This window comes from Pseudomonas sp. LBUM1655 (genome assembly GCF_059716085.1).
The window spans coordinates 16,470-31,547 of sequence record NZ_CP166801.1 but is presented as its reverse complement, the minus strand read 5'-3'; the positions used below and the strand labels follow the sequence as shown (position 1 = coordinate 31,547).

The following is a 15,078-nucleotide window of genomic DNA, read 5'->3' as shown; positions in this document are numbered from 1 at the left end:
CTCGTTCAGGCCTGGGCCAGCCAGTCGCGGTCTTGCAGGAAGTACTCGGTCAAGCGTGCTTCTTCACTGCCGGGCTCGGCTTTCCAGTCGTAGGCCCAGCGCACTTGCGGCGGCAGCGACATGAGGATCGACTCGGTACGCCCGCCCGATTGCAGGCCGAACAGCGTGCCACGATCGTAAACCAGGTTGAACTCGACGTAACGGCCACGGCGGAATTCCTGGAACTCACGCTGTTTGGCGGTGAACGCATCGTTCTTGCGCCGCTGCACGATCGGCAGGTAAGCGTCGATGTACGCATCACCAATGGCGCGCATGAAAGCGAAGCTGGTGTCGAAGTCCCACTCGTTCAGGTCGTCGAAGAACAGCCCGCCGATGCCGCGCGGTTCGTGGCGATGTTTGATGTGGAAATAGGTGTCGCACCAGGCTTTATAGCGCGAGTAGACGTCCGGACCGAACGGCGCACAAGACTGCTCGGCCACGCGGTGCCAATGGATGCAGTCTTCTTCGTTGCCGTAATACGGGGTCAGGTCGAAGCCACCACCGAACCACCAGACCGGCTCTTCACCTTCCTTCTCGGCGATGAAAAAGCGCACGTTGGCGTGGGACGTCGGCACATGCGGGTTGTGCGGGTGGATCACCAGCGACACGCCAAGGGCTTCGAAGCCGCGACCCGCCAGTTCCGGGCGATGGGCGCTGGCTGACGGCGGCAGGCCACTGCCGAAGACGTGGGAAAAGTTGACGCCGCCCTTTTCGATCAGCGTGCCGTTCTCGATCACGCGGGTGCGACCGCCACCGCCCGCCGGCCGGGCCCAGGCGTCTTCGACGAAGCGCGTGCCGCCGTCCTCGTTTTCGAGCGCGGTGCAGATGCGGTCTTGCAGGTCGAGCAGATAGGCCTTTACGGCGTCGGTGCGGGTCGTCATGGCTTCACCTTGATCGGGGCATCACTACGCGGCGCCCCGCAGGCGGGGGGCGGCGCAAATGGGCGCGTAGCATACCACCGCAGACCCGCGCGCCGCAGTTGACGAAGATCAAGCATGGGAGTTGGATAGGGGGCTACAAAAGACCCAAGGAGAGCAGGCAGATGGCAAAGCGTATCCAGTTCCGCGCCCACGGCGGCCCCGAAGTGCTCGAATATGTTGACTACCAACCTGCGGAGCCAGGCCCACAGCAGGTTCGGGTGAGCAACAAAGCGATCGGCTTGAATTTCATCGACACCTATTACCGCAGCGGCCTCTATGCACCGCCAGCCTTGCCGTCCGGCTTGGGCGCAGAAGGCGCGGGCATCGTTGACGCCGTTGGCAGCGAAGTAACCCGGTTCAAGGTCGGGGATCGCGTCGCTTACGGTAGCGGCCCGTTGGGCGCCTACAGTGAACTGCACGTTTTGCCCGAAGCAAATCTGGTGCACTTGCCCGACCAAATCAGTTTCGAAACCGCTGCCGGAGTGATGCTCAAGGGTCTGACCGTGCAGTACCTGCTGCGCCAGACTTATGAGCTCAAGGGTGGCGAAACCATTCTGTTCCACGCCGCTGCCGGCGGCGTCGGTTCGCTGGCCTGCCAATGGGCCAGGGCCTTGGGTGTGAAGCTGATCGGCACCGTCAGCTCGAAGGAAAAAGCCGAGTTGGCGAAAGCCAACGGTGCTTGGGCCACCATCGATTACAGCCACGAAAACGTCGCGCAACGCGTACTGGAGCTGACCGACGGCAAGAAGGTCCCGGTGGTATATGACGGTGTCGGCAAAGACACTTGGCTGACTTCGCTCGACAGCGTGTCGCCGCGTGGTCTGGTGGTGAGTTTCGGCAATGCCTCCGGCGCCGTGGATGGCGTCAATCTGGGGATTCTCTCGGCCAAAGGCTCGTTGTACGTGACCCGACCGACCCTGGCGACCTACGCCAACAACGCCGAAAACCTGCAGCGCATGGCCGATGAGCTGTTCGAGATGATCATCAGCGGCAAGCTCAAGGTCGATATCAGCCAGCGTTATCCGCTGGCTGAAGCGGCGAAGGCGCAAACCGAGCTGTCGGCACGGCGCACCACCGGATCCACCATCCTGCTGCCGTGATACCACGCTACTCCGGTGAATCCGGGGTAGCGTCCACATCAAAAAAAAACGGCGTCTTGCCGGCGGAAGTTGTTTCGAAGCCGCTGCGGGCAAGACGCTGCACCCTCAATCCCAGTACTCCGGGCAGCCTGAGCAAAGCGCTCGCTTGCGCTTCGTTATGCAACGTCTGTTCGATGACGGCTTCTGCACTGGCTGGCAGTTTGTCCTGAGCAATGACCAGACGCATGCGGGCACCGTTGGCCTGTCGATCGATTTGTACCTGAACATCGTTAGCGTCCAGGTCGGGCAACGCTTGGGCGAGTACGCTCATGACCTGTCGCTGCGTGATGATCGCGCCACCCAGTTTGATCGACGTCTCGACCCGCCCCTCAAGCTCCAGCACCGGCAAATTACTACCACACGCGCAATTCGATTCCTGAAGCAGAATTCGCCCACGATCACCAATCCGATAACGCAACAGCGGCACATGATCGGGCAGCAGCGACGTCAGCAGAAACTCCCCGCTTTCGCCTTCGGCCACTGCTTGCAGGGTCAATGGGTCAACGACTTCGGTCAGCATCGCATCGGCGTGCAGATGATAAAAACCATGCTCCAGGTGTGCGCACTGAAAGCCGATGGGGCCGGTCTCCGTAGAGCTGTAGCCCAGCGACCGCACTCTGATTTCAGGCCAGTCCCGAGCCAATTGCTCGCGCAGCGGTTTGCTGCAGGGTTCCCCGATGTAATAGAGCCATCTCAGACTGGCCAACTGTGTGGCATCGATATCGTCATGGTTGAACAGCGCCGCCGCGAAGGAGGGAGTGCAAATCAGCGCATCGGCCGCTTGTGACTGAATCAGCTCGGCAATCCGCGTAACGCCCATCAGCGATCCGGCGGGCAACAACCGAGCACCGATGTGCTGGACGATGGCCGCGGCGTACTGAAAAGCGCCTTGCATTTCACCGGCTGTCAGGCAGTTAACGACAACAGCTGGATGTTCGTTCGCGCCCCCAAACATCCGCGCCCCCAGCAGCACGATACTGGCGTTGAATGCCCAGGAATGGGTGATGTGTTTGCAGTTGCCGGTGCTGCCTCCCGACGTCAGGGTCAGTCCGCCACCCGGTGCACGATGCGAAGCCTCACCAAGCACGGAGAACAGCACACCACCGTGCTCGTCCTCGACGGCTTGAATCGGCAGCCGATGCAAATCCTCCGGGCTCTGCACGTGCAGGATCTGCGGACACAGCGCACAGAACCACGGCAGTGACCGTGCATGGGCCAATTTGCGTGTAAAAGCCTGGTTTGCATGGCTTATCGGATCATCGCCCATCGCCACTTCCTCTTTGACGAATACCCAACTCATCGAAACCGCCATTAATGGCATTGGCCAGGCACGCCAACTGGGCCTGACTATGATTGGCACTGATCGCCAGACGCAGAATCGCCTCGCCCTTGGCCACCACCGGAAACAACGCGGTGGTGACGGCAATCGCTTGCCGCCGCAGGTACAGCGCCAGACTGATCGCGTCACGCTCGGCACCGACACGCACGAAACGGATGGGCGAGGCGACTTCATGGTTGCCAAGAACCGGTCCGAGCAAATCGTCGATCAGGGCAACATTTCGCCACAGGGCGGCTTGCAGCTCGCCCAGCTCTGGCGAAAGATGGATTTTTCCGGAGGCGACTGCCGCACCAACCCCGCCCATCGACAATGGCCCGCCGAAGGTATAGGTCGACGCATGGCGCCTTATCATCTCGGCATCGTCCGCCGTGAGCACGGTGATCGCCCCTCCGGTTGCCCCAAACGCCTTGGACAGCGAGGACAGAAGGATCAAGCGTCCGCGCAAGCGCTCATCGCCACTGGCAAGGGCATAACCACCTCCCGCCACACCGTAGATCGAAGTGCCGTGGGCGTCATCCGCATACAGATACCCTTCAAAGCGCTCCGCCAGTTGCAACAGTCGATTGATCGGATACACGCCGCGCATCGAACCGATGCTGTCGGTCAGGATGATCGGTGTATTGCCAGCCGCTACTGCCGCCGAACACGCCTGCTCGACTTGCTCCATATCCCTGCAATCGCACCGCTGTACGGGGCCAAACTGCCAAAGAATCCCTTGCAGCACTTGCATTGAAGCGTGGGCCGCCCGGTCGACGATCCAGCTCGGGGCACGGCGCAACGGATAGGACGGCAACTCACCGGATCCCAGTAAGGGCAGACAGCCCAGATGTGCACTGCCCACCGAGTTGAAGGTGACCGCGTGCCCCTGGAATATCCGGTTCAACTGTTCGTCTAGTTCATGCATTGGCGGCAACAGTGCCCGGGTTCGTGCGGCGGCGAACTGCACGCCGAAGGTTTCGACGGCGTCCACGGCGCCTTGAATCAGGCGGGGATCGCACTCAAGCCCCAGATAGGAGCATGAGAGAAACTCGGTGAGCCGCTCGCCGCTGCTCAACTCGATCTCCTTGCCTTCGCGTTGTGCCAGCTTCAGGCCGTTGAGCCCGGCATCGAACAACTGTTGCTGATCTTCACGCGCCTGCCGAATACGGTTTTTGAGCCAATTGACGGTGGGTTGCTGAGTGCTCATCGAGATACCTGCAAAGGTGATGTCCGGCGATAGACCTGCACACGCCAGAGCTGGGTTCTTTCTCGTGCAATCGCTTTCTGGTAGTCGGCGGTGATATCGCCGAAGCCTGAACAATCGGGCTGGACGACGTGCAAATGGCCACGTATGACCGTCAGCGCCTCTTCGGCCAGGGACGGGCGTAACCGCTGCAAGACACTCGCACCGTCAGCTTCGGGCATGAAAGAAGGGACGTCCGAGAGCGAGACGAAGTCGACCTCCGAGAGCGTGGCAACACAGTCGAGAATGTCGGCCTGTACCACCTGCAGCTCGCACTGTTGAAGCGCCTCACGGGCACGCTTGAAAATCTTCGGGGCGCACTCCAGCGGAAAACCTTGTGGGTAGCGCAGTTCACCGAAAAACAGCATTTGCAGAAAGAAGCTCTCGCGCACCACCTGAGTGGTGAACAAGGCGTGAAAAATCTCCAGGTACGCCGCGCGGGAACTGATGCCCAGGTTGTTGGGCGGGAACGAGCCTTTGTAGAGCAGGGAATTGAGTACCGCTGCGTTGCCCAACAGCGCGATCACAGCCTTCCAGCGTTTGAGGGGAAAGCGGGTCTGGTAATACTCGATTTGCTCGCCAAGGTCGCGACAGTGGAAAACTTCACGACCTGCCTTGCCGGTAAACAGTCGGTTGACCTTCGCCAATCGCTGCAGGGTCTGCTCGAAGGCTCCCATGTAGATCGGCGCTTGCCAGTGACGGGACTGGAACAACTCGGTCAACCAGTGGCGATCGGCCTGCGGCAAATCCAGATGCTGAAATATGGACTGGCGTCGCTTGGTCGAACTGTCTGTCCGGTAACCCATGAATGCCATGAACGACGCGTGATCGGTCTGTTCCAGCAAGGCGAATCGCAGCCGGGTAAATGCCAGTTGCGGCGCGCTGATATCGGTGCAGGTCATACGCGCCGGACTGCGGGCCAGCAACGGTAAAAGCCGCCCGCCACTCCCGGCGATACCCACCACATGTCTGGCGTGCTTGGGGAGGATTGCATATTCGAGCGCTGTGTCTTCATCCCCCAGCGCATAGTTCAACCGCTGGAAATAGTCAGCCATGCCTGCCTCCTTCCCTCGGTTCTGACACTCGACGTGAAGTCTTCATGAGTTATCCAGGGCATGGAGGAAGTCATAACGGGGCGCATGGCCGTTTTGCCAAGCCTCATACTGCTCATAAACGGCTTCGAGCATGTTGCCGGTCAGCCGCAAGCTGGTTTCCATTACATTGGCAACGGCATCCCAGTCGTGCTGATTTTTGCAAGTACGCTGCAGGATGAGTTTGATTTCATTGAAGTGCTCGACATCGATGTCGGAATGCGCAACGAAGAACGTCAACTGAGCCGGTTTTAGCGCCAGGATTTCGCTCAGGTTATTGATCAACGGGGTGATGAATTGATAGGCATTTTCTGCCCAATAACTGTATCCCAGGCGTTGTAGTGGATTACCGGTAAAGGATATCCAATACAAATAAGCAATCAGTACTTCGGTTGCCGGAAGCGCAGACGGGATCTCGAACTTTTCATTTTTCAGGCCAAGACTCATGACATCATGCAGTGCCATTTTCTCATGGCCAACTTCTTGCGCCGCATGTTCAAAACAGAACTTTGCATAAACCGGATTATCGGCATGGCGCACACCCACCAATCCCTGATTTCGCGCATTGTGTGCAGTGTAGTGAAAGGTTTCTATCATGTAGATCGCATATAACGCCTTGGTAACACTACCCTCGCGTATGGCTTTTACCAATCGCGAGTTATCCAGAATATCGGCCCACAATTGTTCGATGCGTTTATCAAGCAGGATCAACTGTTGTTCAAAGCTGATGAGCGTATTCATCGTGGTTCTCCGGGGTGTTGAAGGGGGTGTGATCAGGGTGTTGAACAGCGGCAAGGATTTGCTGCCACTGCGCTGACAGCAGCCAGTAGTCGCCGCGAGCGCGTTGTTCGATATGAAGGGCGTCGGAGGTGATAGGGGTCAGGCCGAATCGCTGGAACAGTCGCCGTTGTGGCGATCGGCAGAGGGCGGTGACGCCTTGATACCCATGCCTGATCGCCCACTCGGTGGCCGCCGCCAGCAGGCTGTTGATCGGAACAGCCAGGTGGCTTCGCGAGAGAGTGATCAACCGGCTGAACTCGACGTGGCGCGACAGCATCACGGTGGGAGAAACATGCTGGTGCGCCAGTGAGGCCCATTCGAACGGCGATGGCGTCACTCTCAATACCGCCACCAGCTGCTCGTGTTGATACAGCAGAAAGTGGGTACTTCGCGCCGTCACCGCCAGCCTCGTTTCAAGCAATCTGGCTCTGGATGTCAGCATGTAATGTTGCAGTCGAAGACGAAATTGCCGACCAATAAACCGTTCGAACTCCCGCGTATCTGATCCCGCTTCAAGAATAACGACCCGGCAATCTTCATGGCGACTTCTGAACGTTGCCTGAAGTGCCTGCAGATAATCCGTTAGTTGTAAATCCGTAGTATCCATTCTTTCTCCGCAGACGTTAACTTATCGAAGTTTTCTGAGCGCATTGAAATGATGGATGCTTTTAGAAATATCGCCACTGCGCGACTTCTGATAATTACGTGGGAAAAGTTACTGAATCTGTGTACTTACTGATTGGTCTGACACACGAAGGAAAAATACAAACAGTTGAATGTTGTAAGTTGATCGTTGTTTGAAGGATAAATCGCAGGCAAAAGTAGTACTTCTCGCCATAAAAGCCGAGAAGTACTCAATACATGAAGTCAGGAGTGACGTCAGTCGGGACGAATAACGTTGCCGGAGGCCAGATCACGGATGACGCTGGGGTTCTTGCGCCCACCCAACTCCCCACCCAGCACCAGATCGATCTGCCCGCGGAAATACTGCTCGACCCGCAACCGCGTGCGCGCTGCCGGACGGCCTTGTGGATTGGCTGAGGTCGAAATCAACGGACCGACCATCGAGCACAAGTCACGCACCTGAGGATGATCGCTGACGCGCAGCGCCACCGTGTCATGCACCCCAGTGACCCACTCCGGCAGCAGATTCTGATGCGGCACCAGCCAGGTATTCGGCCCAGGCCAGGTGCTGGCCATACGGTCGATCCACTCTTGCGGAAAGTCTTCGAACAAGAAATCGAACTGGCGAATGTTGTCGGCAACCAGAATCAGGCCCTTGTCGACCGAGCGATTCTTGATCGCCAGCAACCGATCCACCGCTTCTTCATTCCACGGGTCGCAACCCAGCCCCCAGACGGCTTCGGTTGGATAGGCAATCACCGCCCCGGCGCGAATCTCTCGCGCGGCTTGTTGCACACGCCAACTGTTGACCATGAAAAAACTCTCCGCAAACAGGTTTCGCGCAGTTTACCGATCTTCCTTGTAAAACCTAGCTCACACGCGCAAACCAGCGGCCGTTTTCGCACACCGCACGGCCGTCCATTTCCAGTTCGGTCAGCGCCGCCAGCACTTTGGGCAACGCCCAGCCGCAGCTGTCGGCCAAGGCTTCACTGGTATGCGGCGCAGCGTGGAGCAGGGCAAGTAAGGGATGATCCGCTTGCGGTGTGCCTATGGATAACGGCACCTGCTGCCAGCCACGCAGGGCTTCGAGAATGTGTTCGATGGTTTCCACCAGCACCGCGCCGTCGCGAATCAACTGGTGACAACCACGCGCACCGGGATGATGGATCGAGCCAGGGATTGCATACACCTCGCGCCCTTGTTCCGCCGCCAGCCGTGCAGTGATCAGCGAACCACTGGCGACGCTGGCCTCGACCACCAGCACGCCAAGGGATAAACCGCTGATGATCCGGTTGCGTCGCGGGAAGTTGCTGGCGCTGGGGCCGGCATCCAGCGGAAACTCCGAAAGCACCGCACTGCCGGAGGCAATCATCGCGTCGGCCAGCCGCCGATTGCGCTGTGGATAAAAGTTTTCCAGGCCCGTGCCCAACACTCCGACCGTCAGCCCGCCAACATCCAGCGCCGCTTGATGCGCAGCCGCATCAATGCCCAGCGCCAAGCCACTGTTGATGACAAAACCGGCCCCGGCCAGGCTACGAGAAAATGCGGCGGCGGTGTCCATTCCCGGACGTGAAGCACGACGGCTGCCGACCATGGCCAGCTGCGGCCTCTCGAGAATCAGGGGGTCACCCGCCACGAATAACAGCGGCGGAGGGTCGGGAATCTGCGCCAACAATGCCGGATAGTCCGCTTGATCCCACATCAACAAATGCTGACCCGGACGCTCTAGCCAGCGCATTGCGTGGCTGGCGCCGTCGCGAACGTCGGGACAGCGCCGTGCTTCGGCACACGCCGCTGGTAAACCCAGCGAGCGCCAGGCGCTGGCCGGCGCGCTGATGGCTTTGGATGCTGAGCCAAAGGCTTCGAGCAATTTCAGAAACCGCTTCGGGCCGATGTCCGGCAAGCGATGCAGGCGCAGGCGCGCTTCCAGTTCCGCAGGGGAAACCGGCGTATAGACAGACAGCGTCATGGATCATCCTTGATCGTTACAAGCCCCGAACCATTCGGAACAAGCTGTGGATAACTCTGTTGGTAACTTGTTAAGCACGCTTACGGATTTCGCACCTTGTCGAGCACCGCCAGCGAGCGTGAAGCGTTGAGGACCAAGCCGTAGCTGAGTTTGTCGTAGGTGCGAAAAACCATCAGCAGCCCGGCCCGTTCGTCGGGGATTTTCAGTGGTTGACCGGTCACCCGGTCGCGCACGGTTTCACCGGTTTTCATCACCACCAACACATTGCCTTCGGCCAGGCCGTCGCGTTTGCCCTTGTTCAACGTAACCACGTCCATCGCACCGATCTGCGTGACGCCGCGTGGGACATCGATGATCAGGCCATTGATGTCGGTGGTCGGAGCACTGGGCATGAAGGTCGAATTGATCGAGCGCTCTTCGCCGCTGAACAAGCGGTCGCCGAGGCGCACTTCCTGGGTGGTGCGCTGCAGGGCGAGGGTGGCGACGTCGTCTTCGGTGGCAACGATTTCACCGCCGCCAATGTCGTCGGCGTTGATCCCCAGAAATTCCTTGGTTTGCGGATCGGTATAGACCTTGCCCTGACGGAAGATCCCGTAGACCGGTTGATTCGGATCGAAATAGCCACGGGCAAAGATCCGGTCGCCGGTGCCGCTGAGCACGCGTTCCGCGTCACCGGCGACGATGTAGGGCGCTTTGTCGAAATCCTCGACCTTGTCGACGATGCGGTTGCTCAGCAGAAAGCTGTTGATCGATTTCAGCGGAATACTCGGAATCGCCTCAGCCACCGGGCTGGTACGAATGCGTGGCGAGAGCTTGATGGTGCCGCGCGACTCGCCGCGATTGAGGGTCAGGCGCGGCTGGCCGTTGACGTAACTGAGCGTCAGCGTGTCGCCGGGATAGATCAGATTGGGGTTTTCGATCTGCGGGTTGGCCTGCCACAGTTGTGGCCATTGCCAAGGCTCGCGCAGGTATTTTCCGGAAATATCCCAGAGTGTATCCCCCGAAACCACCGTGTATTGCTGCGGAAAACCATCCCTGAGTTGCACTTGCCCTTGCACCGCGCCGGCCGAGGCCAACAGCAGCAGGGCGAGTAGTGTTTTCCTCATGCAGTGAATCCCTTTATCATGTGCGTTCGCGTGAACCGTCAGAGCCCCCGTGGCTCGCTTCTGCCAAATGCAGAAGCTACGCTTCACAACGGTAGCCTGCATCTTCGGACCTGCCAGGCCATCGATCCGACTTTACTCAATACGTGCAGCAATCAGCCTATGGCCATTTTAAACATCCTCGAATTTCCGGACCCGCGTCTGCGTACTATCGCCAAGCCTGTGGCTGTAGTGGACGCCGAAGTGCGTCAGTTGGTCGATGACATGTTTGAAACAATGTATGAAGCGCCGGGCATCGGCCTCGCCGCGACCCAGGTCAACGTGCACAAACGTATCGTCGTGATGGACCTTTCCGAAGACCGCACCGAGCCACGGGTGTTCATCAACCCCGAGTTCGAATCGCTGACTGACGAAATGGATCAGTACCAGGAAGGTTGCCTCTCGGTGCCGGGTTTCTACGAAAACGTCGACCGCCCGCAAAAGGTCAAGATCAAGGCGCTGGACCGCGACGGCAAGCCCTATGAACTGATCGCCGAAGGCCTGCTCGCGGTGTGCATCCAGCACGAATGCGACCACCTAAACGGCAAATTGTTCGTCGACTACCTGTCCACGCTCAAACGCGACCGGATCAAGAAGAAACTGGAAAAGCTGCATCGCCAGAACGCTTGATGCCCTCCTTCAAAGGCTTGCCGCGGCAAGCCTTTTTCTTTTTATGAGACTCCTTCATGACTGAGCCACTGCGCATCGTTTTTGCCGGCACCCCGGAATTCGCTGCCGAACACCTCAAGGCCCTGCTGAGCAGCCCTTACGAGATCGTTGCGGTCTACACCCAACCGGATCGTCCGGCCGGTCGCGGACAAAAACTGATGCCGAGCCCGGTTAAACAGCTGGCGCTGGAAAATAATATCCAGGTGTTGCAGCCGCCGACTTTGCGCAACGCTGACGCTCAGACTGAACTCGCCGCGCTGAAGCCGGACTTGATGGTCGTGGTTGCCTACGGCCTGATCCTGCCGCAAGTGGTGCTGGATATTCCGCGTCTGGGCTGCATCAACAGCCACGCCTCCTTGTTGCCACGCTGGCGCGGTGCGGCGCCGATCCAGCGCGCCGTCGAAGCGGGCGATGCCGAAAGCGGCGTGACTGTGATGCGCATGGAAGCGGGCCTCGACACCGGGCCGATGCTGCTCAAAGTCGTTACGCCGATCAGCGCCGACGACACCGGCGGCAGTCTCCACGACCGTCTCGCCGAAATGGGCCCGCCAGCCGTGGTGCAGGCGATTGCCGGTCTGGCTGCCGGAACGCTGGAGGGCGAAGTGCAGAACGACGAACTCGCCACCTACGCGCACAAACTGAACAAGGATGAGGCGCGCATCGACTGGAGCCGCCCAGCCGTTGAGCTGGAACGTCTGGTTCGCGCGTTCAATCCATGGCCGATTACCCACAGCACGCTCAATGGCGAAGCGCTGAAAGTGCTGGCGGCCAATCTCGCCGAAGGCAACGGCGCACCCGGTACCATCCTCAGCGCCAGCAAGGACGGCCTGATCGTCGCGTGCGGCGAGCAGGCGCTGTGCCTGACACGCCTGCAATTGCCCGGCGGCAAGGCGCTGAACTTCAGTGACCTGTTCAACAGCCGTCGTGAGAAATTCGCCGTCGGCACCGTGCTCGGCGCAGTGGTGGACGCACAATGAACCCGCGTCTGGCCGCCGCCAAGGCACTCGCCGCCGTACTCAGCGGCAAAGCCTCGCTCAACAGCTCTCTGCCGACACAACTGGACAAGGTCGAGGATCGCGATCGCGGCTTCACTCAGGATCTGGCGTTCGGCACCGCACGCTGGCAGCCACGTCTGTCGGCGCTAGCGGAAAAGCTCCTGCAGAAGCCGTTCAAGGCAGCCGACGCCGATGTCGAGGCGCTGCTGTTGGTCGGACTCTACCAATTGCTCTACACCCGCGTGCCGGCCCACGCCGCCATCGGCGAAACCGTGGGTTGCGCCGACAAGCTGAAAAAGCCTTGGGCCAAGGGTCTGCTCAACGCCGTGCTGCGCAATGCCCAGCGCGAAAGCGAAACGATTTTCGCCGAGCTGGAACGCGATCCGGTGGTACGCACCGCTCACCCGCGCTGGCTGCAAAAATCCCTCAAGGCCTTCTGGCCTGAGCAATGGGAAGCCATCTGCGCAGCCAACAACGCGCATCCGCCGATGATCCTGCGGGTCAACCGCCGCCATCACAGCCGCGACGCCTACCTCGGTCTGCTGACCGAGGCCGGCATCGCAGCAACTCCGTGCGTCTATAGCCGCGACGGCATCATCCTCGAAGCCGCCACCGATGTGCGCAGCCTGCCGGGGTTCGCCGAGGGCTGGATCAGCGTGCAGGACGAAGCCGCGCAACTGGCCGCCGATCTGCTGGATCTGGCACCTGGGCAGCGGGTGCTCGACGCCTGCTGCGCACCGGGCGGCAAGACCTGCCACATCCTCGAAGCCGAACCGGCGCTGGCCGGCGTGGTTGCCGTGGATCTGGAAGCCAAGCGTCTGGTGCGAGTGAAAGAAAACCTCGAGCGTCTGGGCCTGAACGCCGAACTGATCGCCGCCGACGGTCGTGACATCGACAAATGGTGGGACGGCAAGCCGTTCCAGCGCATCCTGCTCGACGCGCCATGCTCGGCCACCGGCGTAATCCGCCGCCACCCGGACATCAAGCTGACCCGCCAGGCCGACGACATCGCCGCCCTCGCGCAGCTGCAAGGCGAGTTGCTCGACGCGATGTGGAAAACCCTCGAAGTAGGCGGCATCCTGCTTTACGCCACTTGCTCGACTTTGCCGACCGAGAACACCGAAGTGATTGCCGCGTTCCTTGAGCGCACGCCGGGCGCACGGGAGCTGGACTTGGCGATCACCGCCGGGATCAAGCAGCCCCATGGTCGCCAATTGCTGGCCCAGCAGGGCGGGCACGACGGGTTCTACTACGCCAAGCTGATCAAGATCGCTGCCGCGCGCGGCTAAACGGATTCAACGGAGTGACTGGATGAAAATCATCATCCTCGGTGCAGGTCAGGTCGGCGGTTCGCTGGCCGAACACTTGGCCAGCGAAGCCAACGACATCACGGTGGTCGACACTGACAGCGAGCGCTTGCGCGACCTTGGCGACCGCCTCGACATCCGCACCGTGCAGGGCCGTGGCTCGCTGCCGTCGGTGCTGCGACAGGCCGGCGCCGACGACGCCGACATGCTGGTGGCGGTGACCAACAGCGACGAAACCAACATGGTCGCCTGTCAGGTTGCGCACACGCTGTTCCATACCCCGACCAAGATCGCCCGGGTGCGCGAAGCCTCCTATCTCAACCGCGAAGAGCAGCTGTTCCAGAACGAAGCGATTCCGGTCGACGTGCTGATCAGCCCCGAGCAGGTGGTCACCAACTACATCAAGCGCCTGATCCAGCATCCCGGTGCCTTGCAGGTGATCGACTTCGCCGAAGGCAAGGCACAACTGGTGGCCGTGCGCGCCTATTACGGCGGGCCGCTGGTGGGCCAGCAACTGCGTCAGTTGCGCGAGCACATGCCGAACGTCGAAACCCGCGTCGCGGCGATTTTCCGCCGTGACCGGCCGATCCTGCCTCAGGGCGATACGGTGATCGAGGCCGATGACGAAGTCTTCTTCATCGCCGCACGTGAGGATATTCGCGCGGTGATGAGCGAAATGCGCCGTCTCGACGAAACCTACAAACGCATCGTCATCGCTGGCGGCGGGCAGATCGGCGAGCGTCTGGCCGAGGCCATCGAAAGCCGTTATCAGGTGAAGATCATCGAGATGAACCCGGCACGCTGCCGCTATCTCTCCGACACCCTCGACAGCACCGTGGTATTGCAGGGCAGTGCGTCGGACCGCGACTTGCTGCTGGAAGAGAACATCGCCGACGCCGATATCTTCCTTGCGCTGACCAACGATGACGAAGCCAACATCATGTCGTCGCTGCTGGCCAAACGGCTGGGGGCGAAGAAGGTGATGACCATCATCAACAATCCGGCTTACGTCGACCTGATTCAGGGCGGCGACATCGACATCGCCATCAGCCCGCAGCTGGCTACCATCGGCACCTTGCTGGCGCACGTGCGCCGTGGCGATATCGTCAGCGTGCACTCACTGCGCCGTGGCGCTGCAGAGGCCATCGAGGCGATTGCCCACGGTGATGCCAAATCGAGCAAAGTCATCGGCAAGCCGATCGAGAAAATCGGCCTGCCGCCGGGCACCACCATCGGCGCGGTCATTCGCAATGAACAGGTAATCATCGCCCACGACGACACAGTGATCGAAGCGGGTGACCATGTGATTCTGTTCCTTGTGGATAAAAAGCATATTCGCGATGTGGAGAAGCTGTTTCATGTGGGGTTGAGCTTCTTCTGAGGTTTGCGCTGATGGCACTGACCCCTTCGCGAGCAGGCTCGCTCCCACATTTGGAATGCGTTTCCCCTGTGGGAGCGAGCCTGCTCGCGAAGGCGGTCTCAATAAACCCCATCAACACCTGACGCTTCCAAGAAAGGAATCCACCGATGCTCGAATCCCTGGAAAAAATGCTCGCCAAGGGTGTGGATAACTCCCTGCTGCGCTTCGGCCTCGGCAAGGGTTATCTGGATTTGGGCGAAAACGCCAAGGCGGCCGAGCATTTTCAGCGCTGTGTCGGTTTCGATCCGAAGTATTCGGCAGCGTGGAAGCTGTTGGGCAAGGCGCAACTGGCGCAGGGTGATCACGCCGCTGCGCGGCAGGCATGGGAGCAGGGTCTGGAAGCGGCCCGCGCCCATGGCGACAAGCAGGCCGAAAAGGAAATGGCGGTGTTTCTGAAGAAGCTCGATCGTCAGGCGCAATAA

15 protein-coding genes are annotated in these 15,078 nt (G+C 60.0%); 6 read left to right on the top strand and 9 right to left on the bottom strand.

Annotation, left to right across the window (positions count from 1 at the left end; genetic code table 11):
- Positions 1-5: 5 nt before the first annotated feature.
- A complete protein-coding gene (gene hemF, locus ACA074_RS00145; RefSeq protein ID WP_497678214.1) occupies positions 6-920 on the bottom strand; it encodes an oxygen-dependent coproporphyrinogen oxidase in 915 nt (304 codons plus the stop codon).
- A 161-nt stretch (positions 921-1,081) separates the two neighbouring features.
- On the opposite strand from hemF, the gene ACA074_RS00140 reads away from it, so the two are divergent.
- Positions 1,082-2,059, top strand: a complete 978-nt coding sequence (locus tag ACA074_RS00140) for an NADPH:quinone reductase (protein ID WP_497615766.1) — start codon at positions 1,082-1,084, stop codon at positions 2,057-2,059.
- A gap of 7 nt (positions 2,060-2,066) precedes the next feature.
- On the opposite strand, the gene ACA074_RS00135 is transcribed toward ACA074_RS00140, so the two are convergent.
- The 8 genes from ACA074_RS00135 to ACA074_RS00100 form a co-directional block, all read right to left on the bottom strand.
- Entirely contained in the window at positions 2,067-3,398 is a 1,332-nt protein-coding gene (locus ACA074_RS00135; protein WP_497678213.1) for a phenylacetate--CoA ligase family protein, read from the bottom strand.
- Positions 3,355-4,623: an aminotransferase class I/II-fold pyridoxal phosphate-dependent enzyme gene (locus tag ACA074_RS00130; protein ID WP_497678212.1), complete on the bottom strand. Its 1,269-nt coding sequence runs from the start codon at positions 4,621-4,623 to the stop codon at positions 3,355-3,357. Before ACA074_RS00130 ends, ACA074_RS00135 begins: the two co-directional genes overlap by 44 nt.
- On the bottom strand, positions 4,620-5,714 hold the full coding sequence (locus ACA074_RS00125) for a DUF3419 family protein (protein WP_489880149.1): 1,095 nt from the start codon (positions 5,712-5,714) through the stop codon (positions 4,620-4,622). Before ACA074_RS00125 ends, ACA074_RS00130 begins: the two co-directional genes overlap by 4 nt.
- A gap of 42 nt (positions 5,715-5,756) precedes the next feature.
- The gene (locus ACA074_RS00120; protein WP_489880150.1) at positions 5,757-6,491 is read right to left on the bottom strand and encodes an iron-containing redox enzyme family protein; all 735 of its coding nucleotides are present in this window, start codon (positions 6,489-6,491) and stop codon (positions 5,757-5,759) included.
- The gene (locus ACA074_RS00115; RefSeq protein WP_497615758.1) at positions 6,469-7,137 is read right to left on the bottom strand and encodes a GNAT family N-acetyltransferase; all 669 of its coding nucleotides are present in this window, start codon (positions 7,135-7,137) and stop codon (positions 6,469-6,471) included. Before ACA074_RS00115 ends, ACA074_RS00120 begins: the two co-directional genes overlap by 23 nt.
- A 272-nt stretch (positions 7,138-7,409) precedes the next feature.
- Complete coding sequence (gene tsaC / locus ACA074_RS00110; RefSeq protein ID WP_187677252.1) at positions 7,410-7,967, bottom strand: L-threonylcarbamoyladenylate synthase type 1 TsaC; 558 nt, start codon at positions 7,965-7,967, stop codon at positions 7,410-7,412.
- A 55-nt stretch (positions 7,968-8,022) separates the two neighbouring features.
- Positions 8,023-9,123, bottom strand: a complete 1,101-nt coding sequence (dprA, locus tag ACA074_RS00105) for a DNA-processing protein DprA (RefSeq protein ID WP_497678211.1) — start codon at positions 9,121-9,123, stop codon at positions 8,023-8,025.
- Positions 9,124-9,203: 80 nt separating this feature from the next.
- Positions 9,204-10,229 carry a LysM peptidoglycan-binding domain-containing protein gene (locus ACA074_RS00100; RefSeq protein WP_497678210.1) on the bottom strand — a complete coding sequence of 342 codons (1,026 nt, stop codon included), beginning with the start codon at positions 10,227-10,229 and terminating at the stop codon, positions 9,204-9,206.
- A gap of 159 nt (positions 10,230-10,388) precedes the next feature.
- On the opposite strand from ACA074_RS00100, the gene def reads away from it, so the two are divergent.
- From def to ACA074_RS00075, 5 genes are all read left to right on the top strand, one after another.
- The gene (def, locus tag ACA074_RS00095; RefSeq protein WP_187677249.1) at positions 10,389-10,895 is read left to right on the top strand and encodes a peptide deformylase; all 507 of its coding nucleotides are present in this window, start codon (positions 10,389-10,391) and stop codon (positions 10,893-10,895) included.
- 56 nt (positions 10,896-10,951) lie between these two features.
- Positions 10,952-11,911, top strand: coding sequence for a methionyl-tRNA formyltransferase (gene fmt, locus ACA074_RS00090; protein WP_497678209.1), 960 nt, complete (start codon positions 10,952-10,954; stop codon positions 11,909-11,911).
- Positions 11,908-13,218 carry a 16S rRNA (cytosine(967)-C(5))-methyltransferase RsmB gene (rsmB, locus tag ACA074_RS00085; protein ID WP_401268223.1) on the top strand — a complete coding sequence of 437 codons (1,311 nt, stop codon included), beginning with the start codon at positions 11,908-11,910 and terminating at the stop codon, positions 13,216-13,218. Before fmt ends, rsmB begins: the two co-directional genes overlap by 4 nt.
- A gap of 22 nt (positions 13,219-13,240) precedes the next feature.
- Complete coding sequence (gene trkA, locus ACA074_RS00080; RefSeq protein ID WP_187677246.1) at positions 13,241-14,617, top strand: Trk system potassium transporter TrkA; 1,377 nt, start codon at positions 13,241-13,243, stop codon at positions 14,615-14,617.
- A gap of 146 nt (positions 14,618-14,763) precedes the next feature.
- Entirely contained in the window at positions 14,764-15,078 is a 315-nt protein-coding gene (locus ACA074_RS00075) for a tetratricopeptide repeat protein (protein ID WP_401268222.1), read from the top strand.

What these genes read in the sequence shown, in the direction of transcription:
- ACA074_RS00125 (WP_489880149.1), bottom strand. Translation starts at nt 5,714, where the DNA reads ATGGCTGACTATTTCCAGCGGTTGAACTATGCGCTGGGGGATGAAGAC.
- def (WP_187677249.1), top strand. Translation starts at nt 10,389, where the DNA reads ATGGCCATTTTAAACATCCTCGAATTTCCGGACCCGCGTCTGCGTACT.
- ACA074_RS00130 (WP_497678212.1), bottom strand. Translation starts at nt 4,623, where the DNA reads ATGAGCACTCAGCAACCCACCGTCAATTGGCTCAAAAACCGTATTCGG.
- dprA (WP_497678211.1), bottom strand. Translation starts at nt 9,123, where the DNA reads ATGACGCTGTCTGTCTATACGCCGGTTTCCCCTGCGGAACTGGAAGCG.
- ACA074_RS00100 (WP_497678210.1), bottom strand. Translation starts at nt 10,229, where the DNA reads ATGAGGAAAACACTACTCGCCCTGCTGCTGTTGGCCTCGGCCGGCGCG.
- ACA074_RS00115 (WP_497615758.1), bottom strand. Translation starts at nt 7,137, where the DNA reads ATGGATACTACGGATTTACAACTAACGGATTATCTGCAGGCACTTCAG.
- hemF (WP_497678214.1), bottom strand. Translation starts at nt 920, where the DNA reads ATGACGACCCGCACCGACGCCGTAAAGGCCTATCTGCTCGACCTGCAA.
- ACA074_RS00120 (WP_489880150.1), bottom strand. Translation starts at nt 6,491, where the DNA reads ATGAATACGCTCATCAGCTTTGAACAACAGTTGATCCTGCTTGATAAA.
- ACA074_RS00135 (WP_497678213.1), bottom strand. Translation starts at nt 3,398, where the DNA reads ATGAGTTGGGTATTCGTCAAAGAGGAAGTGGCGATGGGCGATGATCCG.
- fmt (WP_497678209.1), top strand. Translation starts at nt 10,952, where the DNA reads ATGACTGAGCCACTGCGCATCGTTTTTGCCGGCACCCCGGAATTCGCT.
- trkA (WP_187677246.1), top strand. Translation starts at nt 13,241, where the DNA reads ATGAAAATCATCATCCTCGGTGCAGGTCAGGTCGGCGGTTCGCTGGCC.
- rsmB (WP_401268223.1), top strand. Translation starts at nt 11,908, where the DNA reads ATGAACCCGCGTCTGGCCGCCGCCAAGGCACTCGCCGCCGTACTCAGC.
- ACA074_RS00075 (WP_401268222.1), top strand. Translation starts at nt 14,764, where the DNA reads ATGCTCGAATCCCTGGAAAAAATGCTCGCCAAGGGTGTGGATAACTCC.
- ACA074_RS00140 (WP_497615766.1), top strand. Translation starts at nt 1,082, where the DNA reads ATGGCAAAGCGTATCCAGTTCCGCGCCCACGGCGGCCCCGAAGTGCTC.
- tsaC (WP_187677252.1), bottom strand. Translation starts at nt 7,967, where the DNA reads ATGGTCAACAGTTGGCGTGTGCAACAAGCCGCGCGAGAGATTCGCGCC.